30 protein-coding genes are annotated in these 13,433 nt (G+C 55.7%); 29 read left to right on the plus strand and 1 reads right to left on the minus strand.

The features are described 5' to 3' along the window. The first annotated feature begins 60 nt into the window (after nucleotides 1-60). The 6 genes from OZ656_RS06190 to OZ656_RS06215 all read left to right on the plus strand — a co-directional run bounded on the left by OZ656_RS06190 (nucleotide 61) and on the right by OZ656_RS06215 (nucleotide 4,328). Nucleotides 61-600 carry a helix-turn-helix domain-containing protein gene (locus tag OZ656_RS06190; RefSeq protein WP_379945082.1) on the plus strand — a complete coding sequence of 180 codons (540 nt, stop codon included), beginning with the start codon at nucleotides 61-63 and terminating at the stop codon, nucleotides 598-600. Continuing rightward, nucleotides 551-1,420, plus strand: a complete 870-nt coding sequence (locus tag OZ656_RS06195; protein ID WP_379945083.1) for a hypothetical protein — start codon at nucleotides 551-553, stop codon at nucleotides 1,418-1,420. Before OZ656_RS06190 ends, OZ656_RS06195 begins: the two co-directional genes overlap by 50 nt. A 7-nt stretch (nucleotides 1,421-1,427) precedes the next feature. Beyond that, the gene (locus OZ656_RS06200) at nucleotides 1,428-2,327 is read left to right on the plus strand and encodes a hypothetical protein (protein ID WP_379945084.1); all 900 of its coding nucleotides are present in this window, start codon (nucleotides 1,428-1,430) and stop codon (nucleotides 2,325-2,327) included. A 17-nt stretch (nucleotides 2,328-2,344) separates the two neighbouring features. Next, nucleotides 2,345-2,503 carry a hypothetical protein gene (locus OZ656_RS06205; RefSeq protein ID WP_379945085.1) on the plus strand — a complete coding sequence of 53 codons (159 nt, stop codon included), beginning with the start codon at nucleotides 2,345-2,347 and terminating at the stop codon, nucleotides 2,501-2,503. A gap of 33 nt (nucleotides 2,504-2,536) precedes the next feature. Next, nucleotides 2,537-3,265, plus strand: a complete 729-nt coding sequence (locus OZ656_RS06210) for a zinc ribbon domain-containing protein (protein WP_379945086.1) — start codon at nucleotides 2,537-2,539, stop codon at nucleotides 3,263-3,265. Between the two features lie 70 nt (nucleotides 3,266-3,335). Continuing rightward, a complete protein-coding gene (locus OZ656_RS06215) occupies nucleotides 3,336-4,328 on the plus strand; it encodes a hypothetical protein (RefSeq protein ID WP_379945087.1) in 993 nt (330 codons plus the stop codon). Between the two features lie 94 nt (nucleotides 4,329-4,422). Here OZ656_RS06215 and OZ656_RS06220 read toward each other — a convergent pair whose 3' ends face one another. Next, a complete protein-coding gene (locus OZ656_RS06220; protein WP_379945088.1) occupies nucleotides 4,423-5,157 on the minus strand; it encodes an HNH endonuclease family protein in 735 nt (244 codons plus the stop codon). Between the two features lie 149 nt (nucleotides 5,158-5,306). Here OZ656_RS06220 and OZ656_RS06225 point away from each other — a divergent pair, with 149 nt between their 5' ends. The 23 genes from OZ656_RS06225 to OZ656_RS06335 all read left to right on the plus strand — a co-directional run bounded on the left by OZ656_RS06225 (nucleotide 5,307) and on the right by OZ656_RS06335 (nucleotide 13,428). Beyond that, the gene (locus OZ656_RS06225; protein ID WP_379945089.1) at nucleotides 5,307-5,696 is read left to right on the plus strand and encodes a response regulator transcription factor; all 390 of its coding nucleotides are present in this window, start codon (nucleotides 5,307-5,309) and stop codon (nucleotides 5,694-5,696) included. Between the two features lie 10 nt (nucleotides 5,697-5,706). Then, entirely contained in the window at nucleotides 5,707-5,910 is a 204-nt protein-coding gene (locus OZ656_RS06230; protein ID WP_379945090.1) for a hypothetical protein, read from the plus strand. Further along, nucleotides 5,907-6,128, plus strand: a complete 222-nt coding sequence (locus OZ656_RS06235; protein WP_379945091.1) for a hypothetical protein — start codon at nucleotides 5,907-5,909, stop codon at nucleotides 6,126-6,128. The genes OZ656_RS06230 and OZ656_RS06235 overlap by 4 nt, the downstream gene beginning before the upstream one ends. Further along, the gene (locus OZ656_RS06240; protein WP_379945092.1) at nucleotides 6,128-6,316 is read left to right on the plus strand and encodes a carbon storage regulator; all 189 of its coding nucleotides are present in this window, start codon (nucleotides 6,128-6,130) and stop codon (nucleotides 6,314-6,316) included. The genes OZ656_RS06235 and OZ656_RS06240 overlap by 1 nt, the downstream gene beginning before the upstream one ends. Continuing rightward, nucleotides 6,309-6,599 carry a hypothetical protein gene (locus tag OZ656_RS06245; RefSeq protein WP_379945093.1) on the plus strand — a complete coding sequence of 97 codons (291 nt, stop codon included), beginning with the start codon at nucleotides 6,309-6,311 and terminating at the stop codon, nucleotides 6,597-6,599. The genes OZ656_RS06240 and OZ656_RS06245 overlap by 8 nt, the downstream gene beginning before the upstream one ends. Continuing rightward, complete coding sequence (locus OZ656_RS06250; protein ID WP_379945094.1) at nucleotides 6,592-7,119, plus strand: hypothetical protein; 528 nt, start codon at nucleotides 6,592-6,594, stop codon at nucleotides 7,117-7,119. The genes OZ656_RS06245 and OZ656_RS06250 overlap by 8 nt, the downstream gene beginning before the upstream one ends. Next, entirely contained in the window at nucleotides 7,119-7,460 is a 342-nt protein-coding gene (locus tag OZ656_RS06255) for a hypothetical protein (RefSeq protein WP_379945095.1), read from the plus strand. The genes OZ656_RS06250 and OZ656_RS06255 overlap by 1 nt, the downstream gene beginning before the upstream one ends. A 2-nt stretch (nucleotides 7,461-7,462) precedes the next feature. Then, entirely contained in the window at nucleotides 7,463-7,999 is a 537-nt protein-coding gene (locus OZ656_RS06260) for a hypothetical protein (RefSeq protein WP_379945096.1), read from the plus strand. Then, entirely contained in the window at nucleotides 7,996-8,154 is a 159-nt protein-coding gene (locus tag OZ656_RS06265) for a hypothetical protein (RefSeq protein ID WP_379945097.1), read from the plus strand. The genes OZ656_RS06260 and OZ656_RS06265 overlap by 4 nt, the downstream gene beginning before the upstream one ends. Beyond that, nucleotides 8,151-8,363 (plus strand): hypothetical protein, encoded by a 213-nt coding sequence (locus OZ656_RS06270; RefSeq protein WP_379945098.1) that lies wholly within the window; start codon nucleotides 8,151-8,153, stop codon nucleotides 8,361-8,363. Before OZ656_RS06265 ends, OZ656_RS06270 begins: the two co-directional genes overlap by 4 nt. After that, nucleotides 8,363-8,665 carry a hypothetical protein gene (locus OZ656_RS06275; RefSeq protein WP_379945099.1) on the plus strand — a complete coding sequence of 101 codons (303 nt, stop codon included), beginning with the start codon at nucleotides 8,363-8,365 and terminating at the stop codon, nucleotides 8,663-8,665. The genes OZ656_RS06270 and OZ656_RS06275 overlap by 1 nt, the downstream gene beginning before the upstream one ends. Beyond that, on the plus strand, nucleotides 8,658-9,356 hold the full coding sequence (locus OZ656_RS06280) for a DUF2786 domain-containing protein (protein ID WP_379945100.1): 699 nt from the start codon (nucleotides 8,658-8,660) through the stop codon (nucleotides 9,354-9,356). Before OZ656_RS06275 ends, OZ656_RS06280 begins: the two co-directional genes overlap by 8 nt. Continuing rightward, nucleotides 9,353-9,622, plus strand: a complete 270-nt coding sequence (locus OZ656_RS06285) for a hypothetical protein (protein WP_379945101.1) — start codon at nucleotides 9,353-9,355, stop codon at nucleotides 9,620-9,622. The genes OZ656_RS06280 and OZ656_RS06285 overlap by 4 nt, the downstream gene beginning before the upstream one ends. After that, nucleotides 9,619-9,960, plus strand: a complete 342-nt coding sequence (locus OZ656_RS06290) for a hypothetical protein (RefSeq protein WP_379945102.1) — start codon at nucleotides 9,619-9,621, stop codon at nucleotides 9,958-9,960. Before OZ656_RS06285 ends, OZ656_RS06290 begins: the two co-directional genes overlap by 4 nt. Next, a complete protein-coding gene (locus tag OZ656_RS06295; RefSeq protein ID WP_379945103.1) occupies nucleotides 9,957-10,637 on the plus strand; it encodes a hypothetical protein in 681 nt (226 codons plus the stop codon). Before OZ656_RS06290 ends, OZ656_RS06295 begins: the two co-directional genes overlap by 4 nt. Then, a complete protein-coding gene (locus OZ656_RS06300; protein WP_379945104.1) occupies nucleotides 10,627-11,466 on the plus strand; it encodes a hypothetical protein in 840 nt (279 codons plus the stop codon). The genes OZ656_RS06295 and OZ656_RS06300 overlap by 11 nt, the downstream gene beginning before the upstream one ends. Further along, nucleotides 11,466-11,642 carry a hypothetical protein gene (locus tag OZ656_RS06305; RefSeq protein WP_379945105.1) on the plus strand — a complete coding sequence of 59 codons (177 nt, stop codon included), beginning with the start codon at nucleotides 11,466-11,468 and terminating at the stop codon, nucleotides 11,640-11,642. The genes OZ656_RS06300 and OZ656_RS06305 overlap by 1 nt, the downstream gene beginning before the upstream one ends. After that, entirely contained in the window at nucleotides 11,642-12,004 is a 363-nt protein-coding gene (locus OZ656_RS06310; RefSeq protein ID WP_379945106.1) for a hypothetical protein, read from the plus strand. Before OZ656_RS06305 ends, OZ656_RS06310 begins: the two co-directional genes overlap by 1 nt. A 226-nt stretch (nucleotides 12,005-12,230) precedes the next feature. After that, entirely contained in the window at nucleotides 12,231-12,431 is a 201-nt protein-coding gene (locus OZ656_RS06315) for a hypothetical protein (RefSeq protein WP_379945107.1), read from the plus strand. Further along, nucleotides 12,428-12,631, plus strand: a complete 204-nt coding sequence (locus tag OZ656_RS06320) for a hypothetical protein (protein WP_379945108.1) — start codon at nucleotides 12,428-12,430, stop codon at nucleotides 12,629-12,631. Before OZ656_RS06315 ends, OZ656_RS06320 begins: the two co-directional genes overlap by 4 nt. Continuing rightward, nucleotides 12,628-12,849 carry a hypothetical protein gene (locus tag OZ656_RS06325; RefSeq protein WP_379945109.1) on the plus strand — a complete coding sequence of 74 codons (222 nt, stop codon included), beginning with the start codon at nucleotides 12,628-12,630 and terminating at the stop codon, nucleotides 12,847-12,849. The genes OZ656_RS06320 and OZ656_RS06325 overlap by 4 nt, the downstream gene beginning before the upstream one ends. Beyond that, nucleotides 12,846-13,172, plus strand: coding sequence for a hypothetical protein (locus OZ656_RS06330; protein ID WP_379945110.1), 327 nt, complete (start codon nucleotides 12,846-12,848; stop codon nucleotides 13,170-13,172). Before OZ656_RS06325 ends, OZ656_RS06330 begins: the two co-directional genes overlap by 4 nt. Further along, nucleotides 13,159-13,428 carry a hypothetical protein gene (locus tag OZ656_RS06335; RefSeq protein ID WP_379945111.1) on the plus strand — a complete coding sequence of 90 codons (270 nt, stop codon included), beginning with the start codon at nucleotides 13,159-13,161 and terminating at the stop codon, nucleotides 13,426-13,428. Before OZ656_RS06330 ends, OZ656_RS06335 begins: the two co-directional genes overlap by 14 nt. Nucleotides 13,429-13,433 lie beyond the last annotated feature (5 nt).

The following is a 13,433-nucleotide window of genomic DNA, read 5'->3' on the forward strand; positions in this document are numbered from 1 at the left end:
AACTTCGGTCAATAGTATCGCTATTTGTGCGGGGTAATAGTTTTGCTATTCAATTCGGGAATGGACAGCACACGTAAGTTATCCGAAGAGCAAATCGCTGACGCACAGAGGCTAAAAAGCCTATGGGAGCGCGAATTCAAAGGAAAAATCTCTCAGGAAGAGGTCGCGCATCGTTGTGGGTGGAAGACGCAAGGGGCATTTAATCAATATCTGAACGGAAAAATACCCATTGGGCTTCAGGCGCTCCTGAAAATGTCACGAGCATTGGGTGTCGATCCCTCTAGAATTTCTCCGGGGTTGGCGGCCGAGATTTCGAAAAACACAGCGACCGACTTCAATTTGTCCCAAAGCCGCTATGTGCCCGGCTCTGATAATCCACCAGCGGCATCATACTCAGAAATAGATTTGCTCCTGGCAAGCGCCACTCCCCGTTCGCGGCAGCACTTATTGAGAATTGCGCAGGCTGCGGCAGACGGCAGACTCAGCGAGGCTGACACAAAAATGCTGAGCGATATCGCCAAACGACTGGAAAAAGGAAGTACCGACCACCGTGACGACTACCCAAACCTCCAGCCAGACCCGGCTGATCAGGATACTTGAGCCCTCAGCTTACCGAGGCATGCTGCATTGGGTAGACCCGGGCGACGGTCACATTTCCGATGTTCATGTGGCGCGGTACTCAGTAGGCCCGGAAACCTCTGTAGAGGCTTATTCGAAGATTTATCCGTATGACGACGGTATGAACCGGGGCATGGTGAACGAAATCACTGGCTACTTGGTGTGCCATGCCCTCGGCATTCCCCAGCCGGCTCGCGCCTTTGTGGCGTTCGTACCTCTGCGGCAGATCTGCACGCCGGATGCTTCACCCATGATTCAGGCGCTGGCAGAGCAAGTGGAGCACTACCCGGCGTTCTGCACTCAGAGGCTGGATGGGAAAAGCGCGGCCTATCGCTTGCCCGCCTTCGCCTTCCCGGGCCTGATCAAAGATGTCAAAGCCTGGAGTAAACTGCCGGCTGCCATGGCGCTGGATGATCAGATTGCCAACGTAGACCGGCACCTGAACAACCTGATCCGGACCGGCAAAAACTCCTTTGCCGTGATCGACAATGGCATTCTGGCTATACCGCCCGCGAGCGACACACACCACTGGACAGTTGAGCACCTGGACGCCTTGGCATTGTTCCGGAACAGGCTCTGTGAGCACCTGTTCGACGGCGCACCGCCAAACAAAACCGTGAGCGCCACCCTGGGCGTGGCCCAAAATTGCTCACCGGCCGTAGACTCTGTGATAGATGAACTTGAATTCTGGTGGGGGAAACTGCTCACCGCTGAAGATTGCGAAAAGTTCAGGGCGTTTATTCTGGAAAGGACGTCTCAGATTGAAGCGATCCTGAGACGAAGATACAACCGGCTGCTATAATCCGCGCATGATGCTCGATTCCCTTATTGAACATGCAGACACCGTAGGCGCCCCCAATGTAGTAGGGCGTTACAGGCTTTTGCGTGTGTGCCCAGACCCGGTTACCGGCGAATGGTTTAACGTTGGCGTTTGCTTTCAGGCAGCCGATGGCAGCCGCTCTTATCGGTTGCTGGAGAGCATGAATGCCTTCAAATGCCTGTACGGTGACCACGCGGTGGGGAACCTCAACAACCTGCTTTCCGTGGTTGCAGATGCAGCTGAAACGGGCAACCTGGACCAGCTCGGCCCTCATATCCGGGCAGGTCAGGAACAGTACGCCGCCGGGGATTCCGCAGACGATATTCTCGCTCAGATGTTCGACACGTTTGTTACCCTCAGCCGCCGGGCCGGCGAGGAAGTCGAGATCAAAGAAAAGGCCGAGGGCCTGAATACCAACGAGTTGCGAAAGATCGTGCTGGCAGAGGTGAAAACCAGGTTCCGGGGCCTGTATAACCGGTCGTTTCATGACAAGCCCGTCGCCCTGACAGACCCGCTGAATGACGAAAAGCGGCTGTACGATCTACCTATATTTCGCCAGCCCAAGCTGGGGAGCGACACAACTCGGTTTGCCTCGATCATATCGGCCTTCGTGAAAACCGATATCAACCGCGCTTATCACCTGGACAGAGGAGCGCTCACGCTACTGAATGCCCGCGACGTACTCAAGCAAACCGGGCGCTCAGAAGGCGCATTCTTCATCTTGCGGCCCCACGAAGGGGCGCCGGGATTTGATGAGCAGGTAATGAACAAGATCGACGACGACATCGATACAGCTATATTCCACTTCCGACACGATAGGCATTTTAATTTCGAGGTGTTTGACGACCCTAAAATGCTTACTGAAGCTGCCATTGAGTACGCCAGTTAACACAGAGGAAAGGCAGGATGCCTTGGGTGAAGTATCTGCACCGCCGACCAGGTGGTGGCATCAAGATCGTGAGCCAGAATGCTAGTGAACATCCAGTTGAAGACGTGACTGCTGAAGAAATGGCTGCCAATGTCCGCGTGATCGGGCGTGTGTTTTGGTGGTCAGTATTGCGTTAACCAATAATAAAGACAGGGATATAGGAGTAGGGCATGGCGCTCGTGAAGTGTAAGGAATGCGGTTCAGATGTAAGCACGAAAGCAAAGGCCTGCCCAAAGTGCGGGGCAAAGGCACCAAAGAAGACTTCGCTTTTCACTTGGCTTGTAACGGGGTTCGTGGCAGCTGCAATGATCGGCGCCTTCACGTCCGACCCTAGCAGCACCTCCAATAGCTCCGCCAGCGCAAGCAGCGGGGCAGGCTCGACTCAAAGCTCCAGTGGTAGTGCCTCTGCCACTACGAACACCCCTCCTGTAGTGAAAGCGCCTGAATGGCGGACCTTTGAATCGTCTGACGAAATGACAGGCGAAAAGTCAGCTTATGCCGTGTCGCCGAACACTGAACCCACCCAAAGAATGGGTTTTCCTTATGGCGATGTTGAAGCGTGGCTTGGCATAGGCTGTGACGCTTCCTCTGAGTGGGCCTACATTGGTTTCACGCAGGCGCCAAATCTCATCAATGGCGAGATTGGAGACGGATACCATAGTTTTAGGGTGCGAGTCCGATGGGATGAAAACGTTGTATTCGAAACTCTCCGTCAGAAATGGACCGCAGATGCCATGCACTTCTATAGCGATGCATCAATAATCCAGAAAATCGGTGGCGCAAGCTCTGCGATGGTTGAACTCAACTGGCACGGTGAAGGCGCTGTGAGGTTTCCGTTCACTTTGAGTGGGTCGTCGAAGGCGCTGCAAGATATTCGTGGGAGATGTGCTGGCTACTGAACTGTGGCGGTTTTGACTGAGGATCGTTGTCGTCTACTTTGAATTACAATATCACAAAGAGGATACCGCTGTGTCTGAGGAAGAAAAGGACGAATTTGGGGTAACTGATTACATTCTTTACGCTGGCGAGATAAGCCGCAACGGATATGACCAGATTTGCGAGGTTCATAATGGCGAGCTACCTGAGACAGGGAGTCAGGAGGCAGTATTAATACTGTCTACACTCGGAGGAGATCCCGACGCGGCATTTCGTATCTGCCGATCACTCCACCATCATTATCCGAAAGGATTGACCGTTTTTATACCTGGTCTGTGTAAATCTGCTGGTACGCTGATAGCGATTGGATCAAGCAATATATGGATGTGCGATCGTGGAGAGCTTGGTCCGCTCGATGTCCAGCTGGCAAAGCCCGACGAGCTTTTTGGCAGAAGTTCCGGCCTGGATCTCCCTCAGGCGATTGAAAATCTGCAGGCTCAAGCGATACGTACTTTTCGAGAAAGCCTGCTAGATATTCGCATGGGAGGGAAACTTTCTACCAGTATGGCTGCCAAAATATCCACAGAGCTCACTACCGGTCTTTTTCAGCCCATTTTCGGGCAGATCGATCCAACTAAGGTAGGAGAGACCCAGCGGGCTATGCTGATAGGCTATGATTACGGTGAGCGCCTGAATAGCAAGTTCAGAAACCTGAAAACTGGAGCATTACAAAAGCTGACGACAGGCTATCCTTCACATAGCTTTGTAATTGATCGAAAAGAAGCGAGGGAGTTGTTCAAAAACGTAGATAGGCCGCCAGCGTGGTTACAAAATGTTGTGGATAGCGTATCCAAAGCGATTGAGAATGCTACGTTGAGTATGGATAATCCGCTCGTTACCAAATTAAACGATATTGAACCAAATAGTGACGAAGACACCAAGGACGAAACACCTAAACAAGGGGCTGACGATGACAAATCTGCAGGATCTTCAGGAGACCAAGAGCCGCGTGGCTCGTCGAAACGATCGTCTTCAGGAGGAAAAGCTGGCACACGAAAGGTTAAGGGTAACGAAAAACCTGCTTGAGGGCATGTCAAGAATGCCTGCCGCCTCCATGAAGAGAACTATCGCATAATTTGTCGCCTACTTGTGACAAGCCCGCTAAGTAGCGGGCTTTTTATTATCCGCAATAGTCCGCCAGCTGCTGCTTGTAGCGGTTGAACTGGTTCTGATTGGGCTGCAGACCGTACGTTTTCACTATCCTCAGAAACCGACTGACATACTGGCACTTGCCGGATGGCGGTAACCAACTTTCCGGGCCGTGGGCGCCTTTGCTGCGGTTCAGGCTGGCCTCTACTGGTATCAGGTTTACCGGATCGTTCGCGAACTTCTCTCGCTTTGCCTTTGTCCAGGAGCTGGCGCCGTGATCCCAGGCCCACTTCAGGGGCACCACATGGTCGATATCGATATCGCCGGCGTTCTGTATCACGTTTCCTGTAAACATGCTGATCCAGCGCCCGGTAACCACTCTGCAGCGGAGCTCGTCCGAAAACCTTACGGTCGTTGTTGAAGCAGTGATCAACGCTTCAGCGCGGCTATCCTGGCAGTCTCCATCTGCATCATCCCAGCCATGCCCGAACTTGCTTCTCTCATACCCACTGCTGGCGATAGGTCTGGCGGACATTTCCGCCTTGGCTATCGGCCGAAAGCCGCTCATGTTCTTTGGCAGGCGCCCGCCTGACTGGATGCAGGCGTGAACAGAATCGAAAGCCTGATAGTTCTTCGTGCGTTCGTAGTAGGAGCTGGCGGGTGGGTGGCAGATTCCTGATTTCGATTTCTTGACGAGCTCTGCCTGTACCGTACCGGCGCTGATGATTAGCACCAGGGCGAGAAGGGTATTCACTACTGCTTTCAATGTGACGGCCTCCCTGTTTCGTGAGGGCGGAACCATAGCCTATTTCGCACTCTCGGAAAACGACACCAAAAAATAATAGCATTACTATTGACCATTAATAATAGCGTTGCTATTGTTTGCCCATAGTCGTTGATCAGGGAGACAACACCATGGGCCGCAGACAGAAACCGCATTACCCCCGAATGATCGTTGAGCTGGCGGATGAGTCGCTGCTTCCGCCGCGCCGTGCAGAAGTCGTCATGCTGGCGGCCCGAGGCATGAGCGCCAAAGAGATTGCGCGCGAGCTCGATATCTCACCAGACACCGTTAACTGGCACCTCGACGAGGCCAAAGACCAGTTTCATGCGCACAGCAGGGTAGACCTGATTTCTCAGGGCTGGATGCAGGGCCTGTTCCGGGCCCGGATGTTGGCCTGGGCGTTGATGGCTTTCGCCATGCTGCCCGCGATGCGCAGTCGGCCCACGCCGATCAGTGGCGGTCGTCCTCCCGTTACCCAGAACACCATCGGCCGCACGGCTATTCGCGGCATCTACGCATAAGGAGCAGAGCATGGCAGCTGTAACTGTGGAATTTCCGGAAAACCTGACCCTGGCAAAGCTGGACCCGGCACTCCGCCAGCTGGCAACCCAGCTGGACTGTGAGATACGCCTGGGCGCCAATCGCACCTACAAGGTGGTGCCCCGGGAAAAGAACGTGGTTCGCATGCCGGTACGACTGCGGCAAATCAACCAGCCGGGCCCGGGGGCAGCATGAAAAGCTTGAAAGAGCAGATCAAAGAGTTTCTCGCGGAGCGCGGCTATCAGGGCGGCTACACGATCATTTGCAACGGCGAAGTAGGCGGCTGGACAAACAATCTGGATAACCCGGGCGGATGGATGCCTGGCTGTGTGGCCATCGATAAAGATGGCAATAAGTGGATCGCCAAGGGCGGCAATGATTACGACGGCGCTGAGCGCTGGGAGGAACTCTGATGCTGGTAGTTACCAGGAAGGATGGCGAAGCGCTGGTGATCACGCCGGAGGGTGGGCCGGAAATCAAGGTGGTGATGATCCATAACAGCGGCAACACAGCCCGCATGGGGATCATCGCGCCCAAGTCGGTGACCGTTGACCGCGAGGAAGTCCACCTGAGAAAGCGGGAGGGCCGGCGCCATGGCTGATGCATGGGCATGGTTACATGAAGGGCGGGTGGCCGGTGCGTTTATCGGTAAAACCCCGGCTGACTTCTGCGCTGATCGGGCAGGTGGGTGCGTTATCCCGTTACGGGCTGAGACCGCCAAGGTCCGGTATGCAGACGAGCTTTATCAGGTGCTCAAAGACCTGACCGGGCTGGCCATGATGGCGGCGGCACCCCTGAACACATACCAAGCAGCCGTGCGGAATTCCAACGAGCTGCTGCGACAGATTGAACGCGAATCCACGGAGGAGTCAAACCATGGCTGACGTACTGGACGTGCTTGGAGCGATCAAAGAAGCCGAGCGCTCAACCAAAGCGATGATGGAGGCGTTCCCGGAGTGGTCCGACAGGGCTTTCGCATCAAAGATTCTGGGCAACATGCGCAGCGGCGGGCTGATTCACAAGCGCTCGAACGGTTATTGGGCGCTGACCCAAAAGGGCCGCGAGCGGCTGGAAGGTGTCAGTGACCTGGGCAAGAAAGACGAAGCCCCGGAGCAAATCCCAGTGGAGGAACCGGTGAACGAGAAGGTAACCGTTGTTTCGGATTGGGAGCAAGGCATTCGTGACACGTCACGGAAAACAGAAAGTGACGAAAAGACAGAGCCCGTGAGCGCTTTTGATATGGCCCGGCGACTCCAGCACGAGATCCCGAACGGCAGCAGCCTGGTGATTGAGGCAGACGAGGTGTTCCTGGTATGGCGCGGCGCTCGGTTTGCCATCCAGAAGCCGGAAGACCTGCAGGCCTTCAGGGCCATTCAGGAAGCGTATGTGGGCGAGGTGGCGTGATGCTGATCGGAAGTTATGACCAATGGCGGGAGCATAAGCGCCACGTCCTGGAAGAGGAAAATCCAGAGATCGATTGCGAGGAGTGTAGTGGTCGCGGTCATTTTTATGAGCTCTGCAATTGCTGCGGCGGCGAGAAAGAAGAAATGTGTGTCGTCTGCGATGGAGCCGGAACTATCCGGTATCTGGAGTCTCCGCAGCCACGCCTTGGCAGCGCTGTGTTCGGGGAAAAGGCGTACTTCCAGGAGGTGATCGCCGATCTCAAAAAGTGGTGCGCTTACACCGGGGATGATTTTCTGGAGCTGGCTGCTCCGTTCGTAGGTGAGTTTCGGAGGAACTGGTAGGCATGGCACGGAAGAAGCAGAAGCCCAGGCAGCGCAAAGCGCACTGTGGACAGAAGCGGGCCCAGCGGTTTTTCGGGCGCACCCGTATCTGGACCTGGGAAACCGACCGAGAGATCGGAAGCACCGAGCAAAACGCAGTCGCGGTTGCCCGAACAGTCAAGGGATGGGAACCCCTTGAACCGGTTGTGGCCAACGCAGTTACACGCCACCGGAACAGCTGGATCGTGTGCGTGCGAGCGCTGTGCTGGGACGGCGCAGGCACCGAGTGGGTAGAAGAGGAAGTCCGGATTATGCAGAACCAGCGGCTCAGCGAGTTTAACGACCTGTACCACGACTTACGGGCCAAGGTTCTGCAGGCCCAGCGATACGACCAGGTTGTCGACGTTGGTTGGATAGCGGGTACGTGGTGGAAAGACCCGAAGGACGAGGAACTCACCCTGGTGGACCTGGGCGCATCGTCAAAAGCCCGCCAGATGCTGTGGCGGCAGGTTGATCACGATTACCAGGAAGAACGGAAAAAGGAGCTGGCAGCAGCATGAAGTCGACAGAGGAAATTATCGAATTGATTGAGAAGGCAGGGCTGGCCTACATCCACTCCAGTGGGTGTGCCGTGCTGAAAGATGGCACCTGGTTACAGCCTGAAGAATGGAATGTGTGGTTGGAGCGACTGGAAGAAGCGGAGACAGAATCATGAGCAAAGGCCCCCAATACGTAATAGGGAGTTCCGCCAGCGATTGCGAGACATCATTGATGCTCAGCGCTACCACCAGCCCGGTGAGCACGCTGGCAACCGTGGCCGAAACCCTGCACTACATGAACGCCAACGGCATCGAAAAGATCAGCCACCGGAAGGCCCTGATGAAGGCGGGCCGAAAGGCGCTGAATGTCCTGGGGGATGCGTGATGGCACTGAGCCCAGCCGAACGAAAGCGCCGCCAGCGCGAGCGGGAAAAGCACCTCGACATAAGGCCCTTCACGATGCAGCTGGCCGCAAACGAAAGGGCGGCAATCGAAGAGGCTGCCAGCCTAAGGGATTTCGAGGACCAGACCGAGTATGTCCTTGCTTTGGTCTACAAAGACCGTGACATGTCACGGAAAGAAAATGTGTGCACCTATCCAGACTGCCGGTGCCCATTCGATATGGGGCCGGATGGTAGATGCCTGGTTGGGAAGCCACGGAAACAGAAGGCCTTGAGCGATGAATGAGAAAGAGAAAATCCTCAACAAGATCAGGAAGTGTATGGCCCTGGGCGAGTCTGCCAACGAGCACGAAGCGGCCTCCGCCATGCGCCAGGCTAGGAAGTTGATGGATAAGCACGGCCTAACAGAAGTGCATGTGGGCTTGGCCGAGTTTGGTGAGGAAGGCGTAGATCTCGGGTATCGGCGTTTTCCGGGCTGGGTCACCGCTCTTGCTGCCGTTGTTGGCACTGCCTTTCAGTGCAGCGCTTACACCTCCTGGCGAAGCGTCGATTATGTGGGCCGCAAAGAGAATACCGTAATTGCCAGCTACTGCCTTGAAGTGTTGATGCGCCAGCTGAAGGCGTCCCGCAAAGAGTTTGTTAGCAGCTTGCCCAGTTATGGCAGATACGGAGCCCGAATCAAGCGAGAGAATGCCGATGCATTCTGTGAAGGCTGGGTTTCCGCTATTGCCGCAAAAGTTCGAGAGTTTGCTGCCCCCGTCACGCAGCAGGAAAAGGCCAGGCACAACCAATACCTGACAGACGTCAGGGAGACAAAGGTGAAGAAGGCCCGGGACCGAAAGCTGGCACATGAATCGAGTGCTTCTGCAGCAGCTGCTGCTCAGCTTGGATACAGGGCAGGCAAGGATGTCCAGCTGCACCATGGCATGAGCCGCGAAACTGAGGCTCTGGCGCTGGCAAAGCAGGACAAGGCATGACCGCGCCACAACTCCAGATGCCGTTGGCTTGCATCAGCTGCGAACACTACAGCCAGGTAGGGCATGACGATGACAAGCATTGCCCGTTTACCAACCGGTGGGGCGAAACCCATGGGCGAACCAGTTACGGCCAGTGCGATCTGCACGGTCAGGAAGTATTCGCCACGGAAATTTGCAACAGCCATGAGCCCGAGCCGTTCGTCGAGCTGGTAGATGTGACCAACCGGCCAGAGCCAAGGGCTGCAATACAGGAGAGACTGCTGTGACTGGACCAATGTTCATCAGCGAGCGCAGCGACGAGCAGGCTGAAATGTTTGCCAAGTTGCTCCCTAAGGACGTTTACACACTCTTACGCCTGTTTGAGAACTACCGCGGGATTGATCTGCCTCAGGGTTGGCAGGATCTGCTGCAGGTATACCACAGCGTTTTCGAGGATCCCGACAAACGGCCAAAGACCTCATGGCGTCCCGATCGGCTGCGCAAGGCTCTGGATAAAGCTCAGGAGCTGGGCCTGATTGAACTGCAGCGCAATCATCACTGGATGATTACACCCGAAGGGCTAAAGGCTCGGAAGGCAGAGACGGTGCGGAGGATGAAAGGGTGAACATCGAACTAAAACCAATCGCAGAATCCAAAGTCCGCCAGCTGGGCGGCGATGTTTGCGGGGTGCTGGTGCGGACGGATGACGGAGTAATGGCTGTTTCCGAGCATGGCCGGTGCACTCGTCTTGATGCTGGGGTTATGGGGCCGGTTGAGTCTGCTTGCATGAGTGATATGCGAGATGAGTTTGAGGCTGCAATGGCGGAAATCTTTGACATAAACGACGAGGCTATGGCCAGAGTAAAGGCTATGCGGCATGTCGATGAAGAAGGCACAGAATGCTATCAAGGCTGGGAAGACGACGAGGCGCCAAGGACATTTTCAACTGCGTGGCTAGTTTGGAAGCGTGCCCGCGCTCAGGGTGGCGAGCACTGGGCAAAAAGTAACCCTGGGCGAGCTGATCAATACCGAGCCGAGGCGCTAGCTGCCAGGGACGTGTTAGGACTTGGTTCAGAAGATTCAGAAGACGTTTCTCCCTCCGATATTCGCAATGCCGTTAATGCTATGCGCCTGCCAGTCTACACCCACCCCCAGCCCGCCCAGCAGAGTAATCAGGACGACGTGATAGCTCTGCTAACTAATGCCCTCGCAAACATACGAGACACTGATGCAAGTGCAAAAACGCTACAGTCTATGGCGGCGCTGGCCCTGAGAGCTGCAAAGGAGACTTGTGATGAGTGACAGAGAAGAGTTTGAGGAGAAGTTCCCGGTGCCTCTTGGCGTGAAATGGTGCGAGCGCCAGCAGGACTACACCTATGAGAATTACAGGGCTCTGGATTCGGCTGCCAGCTATTCAGGCAAGTGGCAGGCATGGCAAGCCGCCCGTGCCCAAAGTGGGCGAGAAGGGATCTCACGGGGTTGCGGCAGATGCAACGGGTCAGGCGTAATCCCCGCTGCGGATAAGCGGATTGGCACATGGGGATGCAAAGATTGCGGAGGGACGGGCATGCCTAAACCCATCAGCCGCCGCGAGGGGCGCGACCAAAGTGGCCAGGGTGTGGAGGCGGTGGCTTGGGATGATCCTGCTGTAGACCCGATAGTAAGCAAGCTCTATCGGAAATTCAAAGAGTGGAACCGGCAGGGATTTGGCGCCGACGACGTGACCTGGTGTGAGGTTCGCGGATATGTGGCGGAGCTGTTTAACGCTCAGCCCCAGCCCGCCGTGCCGGAGGGGTGGCGCGAGTGTCTTCAAGAAATGGTGCAGGCAATGTATGACTACGAAATGAGCGTGGAAGAGGACGCGCCGTACAAGCATAGGGCGATGATGGATCGTGCTCACGCCCTACTCTCCACCCCCACCACGCCCCAGGCTGATGGGTGGGTTAGGTGTGATGAGCGGTTGCCGACAGAGGAAGATTGGTGGGTGTGGATTTACGATAGCGAAGATAGCGACATCTTCCACGCACTTTGGCGAGACCTGAAAGGTGACTACGAGAACGGTCACATGAACCTATCTCACTGGATGCCCACAGGCCTCAAGCGCCCACAACCTCCAAAGGAGGGCGGGTAATGGATGCTGTGAGCATTTTGATTCTGCTATCGGTGTCGGGATGGGCTGTTGCCACCTATGCATGGTTCATCCGTGGCGTCGATAAATACAACGCTGGGTATAACGCCGGGCAGCATGACAGCCAAGAGGTGTGCAGATTGGCTGGCTGTTCTGGGATTGATCGGGAGATCGCGTGATGGATACAAGCAAGGTCTATTTTGATTCCGAAGGTAACGAGCGCTCAATCTGGCAAATGGTCAAGCGCGAACCAACTTGGGCTGCCGTGAGGATCCAAGAGGGTGAAAAGGCTATTGACGAAATCACCACCCTCCGCCAGCAGCTTGCCAATAGTGAGACAAGAGTAACGGATGCTATCAGATGCTTAGAGACGGTTTCAGGAAAGGCAGAGCTTGGAGCTTCTGTGGTAAGAGCAGAACGAACTGAAGTGATGGACCATGTTGCCGAAGGGTTTGACGTAATCAAGAAATACGCCAAATCCGAGGCCGCCCGCCTAAGACAACAAGCCGACGAAGCCGAGCGGGCGGGAGGTGAGAAGTGAGACGCACCTTTCATGTTTGCCTGCACATAGACAACGCACTGCGCATGAGTAATCGAAAACTTGCCGGGCTGCTCTCCAGTGATGGTCGGGATTTGTCCGCGCAAGAGGTCCGCATGGAACTCCAGGCTGATAGGGCCAAAGGGCATTCGTACTTTTGCGGCTGCGACAACCGCGAGCCTGACGGCTCGTGTGCTGGCCATCCAATTGAAGGCGATGGAGGTGAACTGTGAGCGACTTCTACTGCAGCGGCTGCAGCAAGTGGGCCAGAAGCCCGCACTACTGCCCTGGCCGCCAGATTAAGGGTAAGCCATACCATTACGCTGCCGGTGATTCAGAGAGCGCCCAACGGGAAAAGCTTGAACGCCGAAAGGCAGAGCTGGAGCGCGAGCTGAATGAGATTAATGCTCGGCTGGGAGGTGTTGAGTGAGCAAATCTGTGGAGCTGGACGTGTCGTGCGTTGTTGGCGGGAAGACGTGGAACCTCTATTCGTTCCATTACCAGACTGGCGACGGCGTTTTCACCGGATACCTTCATGCAGTTTCCTCTGAGCATGCCAGCTACATGCTGCAGGAGCTTAGAGAAACAGCCACCCTCGACGGACAAGTTCTGGAGGCTGGAAAACTATGAACTACGCACAGCAACAGCGGCTCCGGTTCATCGAATGCATGCTGGCCTATTACGGCCGCATTGGCAGAGCGGAGGTGTGTGACTTCTTCGCCGTATCCGGGCCGACGGCAACGCGAGACTTCCGGCTGTATTCAGAGGTGGCGCCGGACAACTTGGTAATGGACCGGTCCAGCAAGTCGTGGATCAGATCGGCCAGCTTCAGGAGGGTGTATCAATGACCGAAACACCAGAAATCATCTACCTGATTCCGGGCGAGGACGTAGACGGAGCGCCCTGCATGGTCTGGTGTGATGATCCTGCGCCCGGCGTAGGCATAGACCCGGCTGATGCGGTGAAATATATCCGGGCGGACCACGTCCGGGAACGCCTGTTCCAGGGCTGGCCAGGATGCACTGACCGCGCCTGCATTGTGACCGGTCCAATGTCAGGCATGGGCACCAACGGCGGGTGCCACTGCATGCAGAACGCCAGCCGGAGCCAGCTGAACCTTATGAGCCAGCGGCTGATGGCAATGATGGGAGGTCGAAATGCCAAAACCTGACAACCTGGTAGCCCTGCACCACCAGATGACCGGCAGTTATGTGGTCGATGCCTCGCCGTTGGAGCAGCAGCCTCTGGACAAGTGGGCGGTGCGGCTGATCCTGAGTCAGAAAGAGCGCATCGAAGAACTGGAAACCATGGTCAAGGTGTTCCGGTGCTGCATTGATACAGGTCTGATGCCCAAGCCTGGCAGTCCTTGCCAGAAAAAGGTGTTTGAACTCGTTGGAGAAAGGGAAGGGATTGGAGGTGAGCAGTGAAACTC

It is taken from the genome of Marinobacter sp. LM1 (assembly GCF_042763285.1).
GTDB lineage: Bacteria > Pseudomonadota > Gammaproteobacteria > Pseudomonadales > Oleiphilaceae > Marinobacter > Marinobacter nauticus.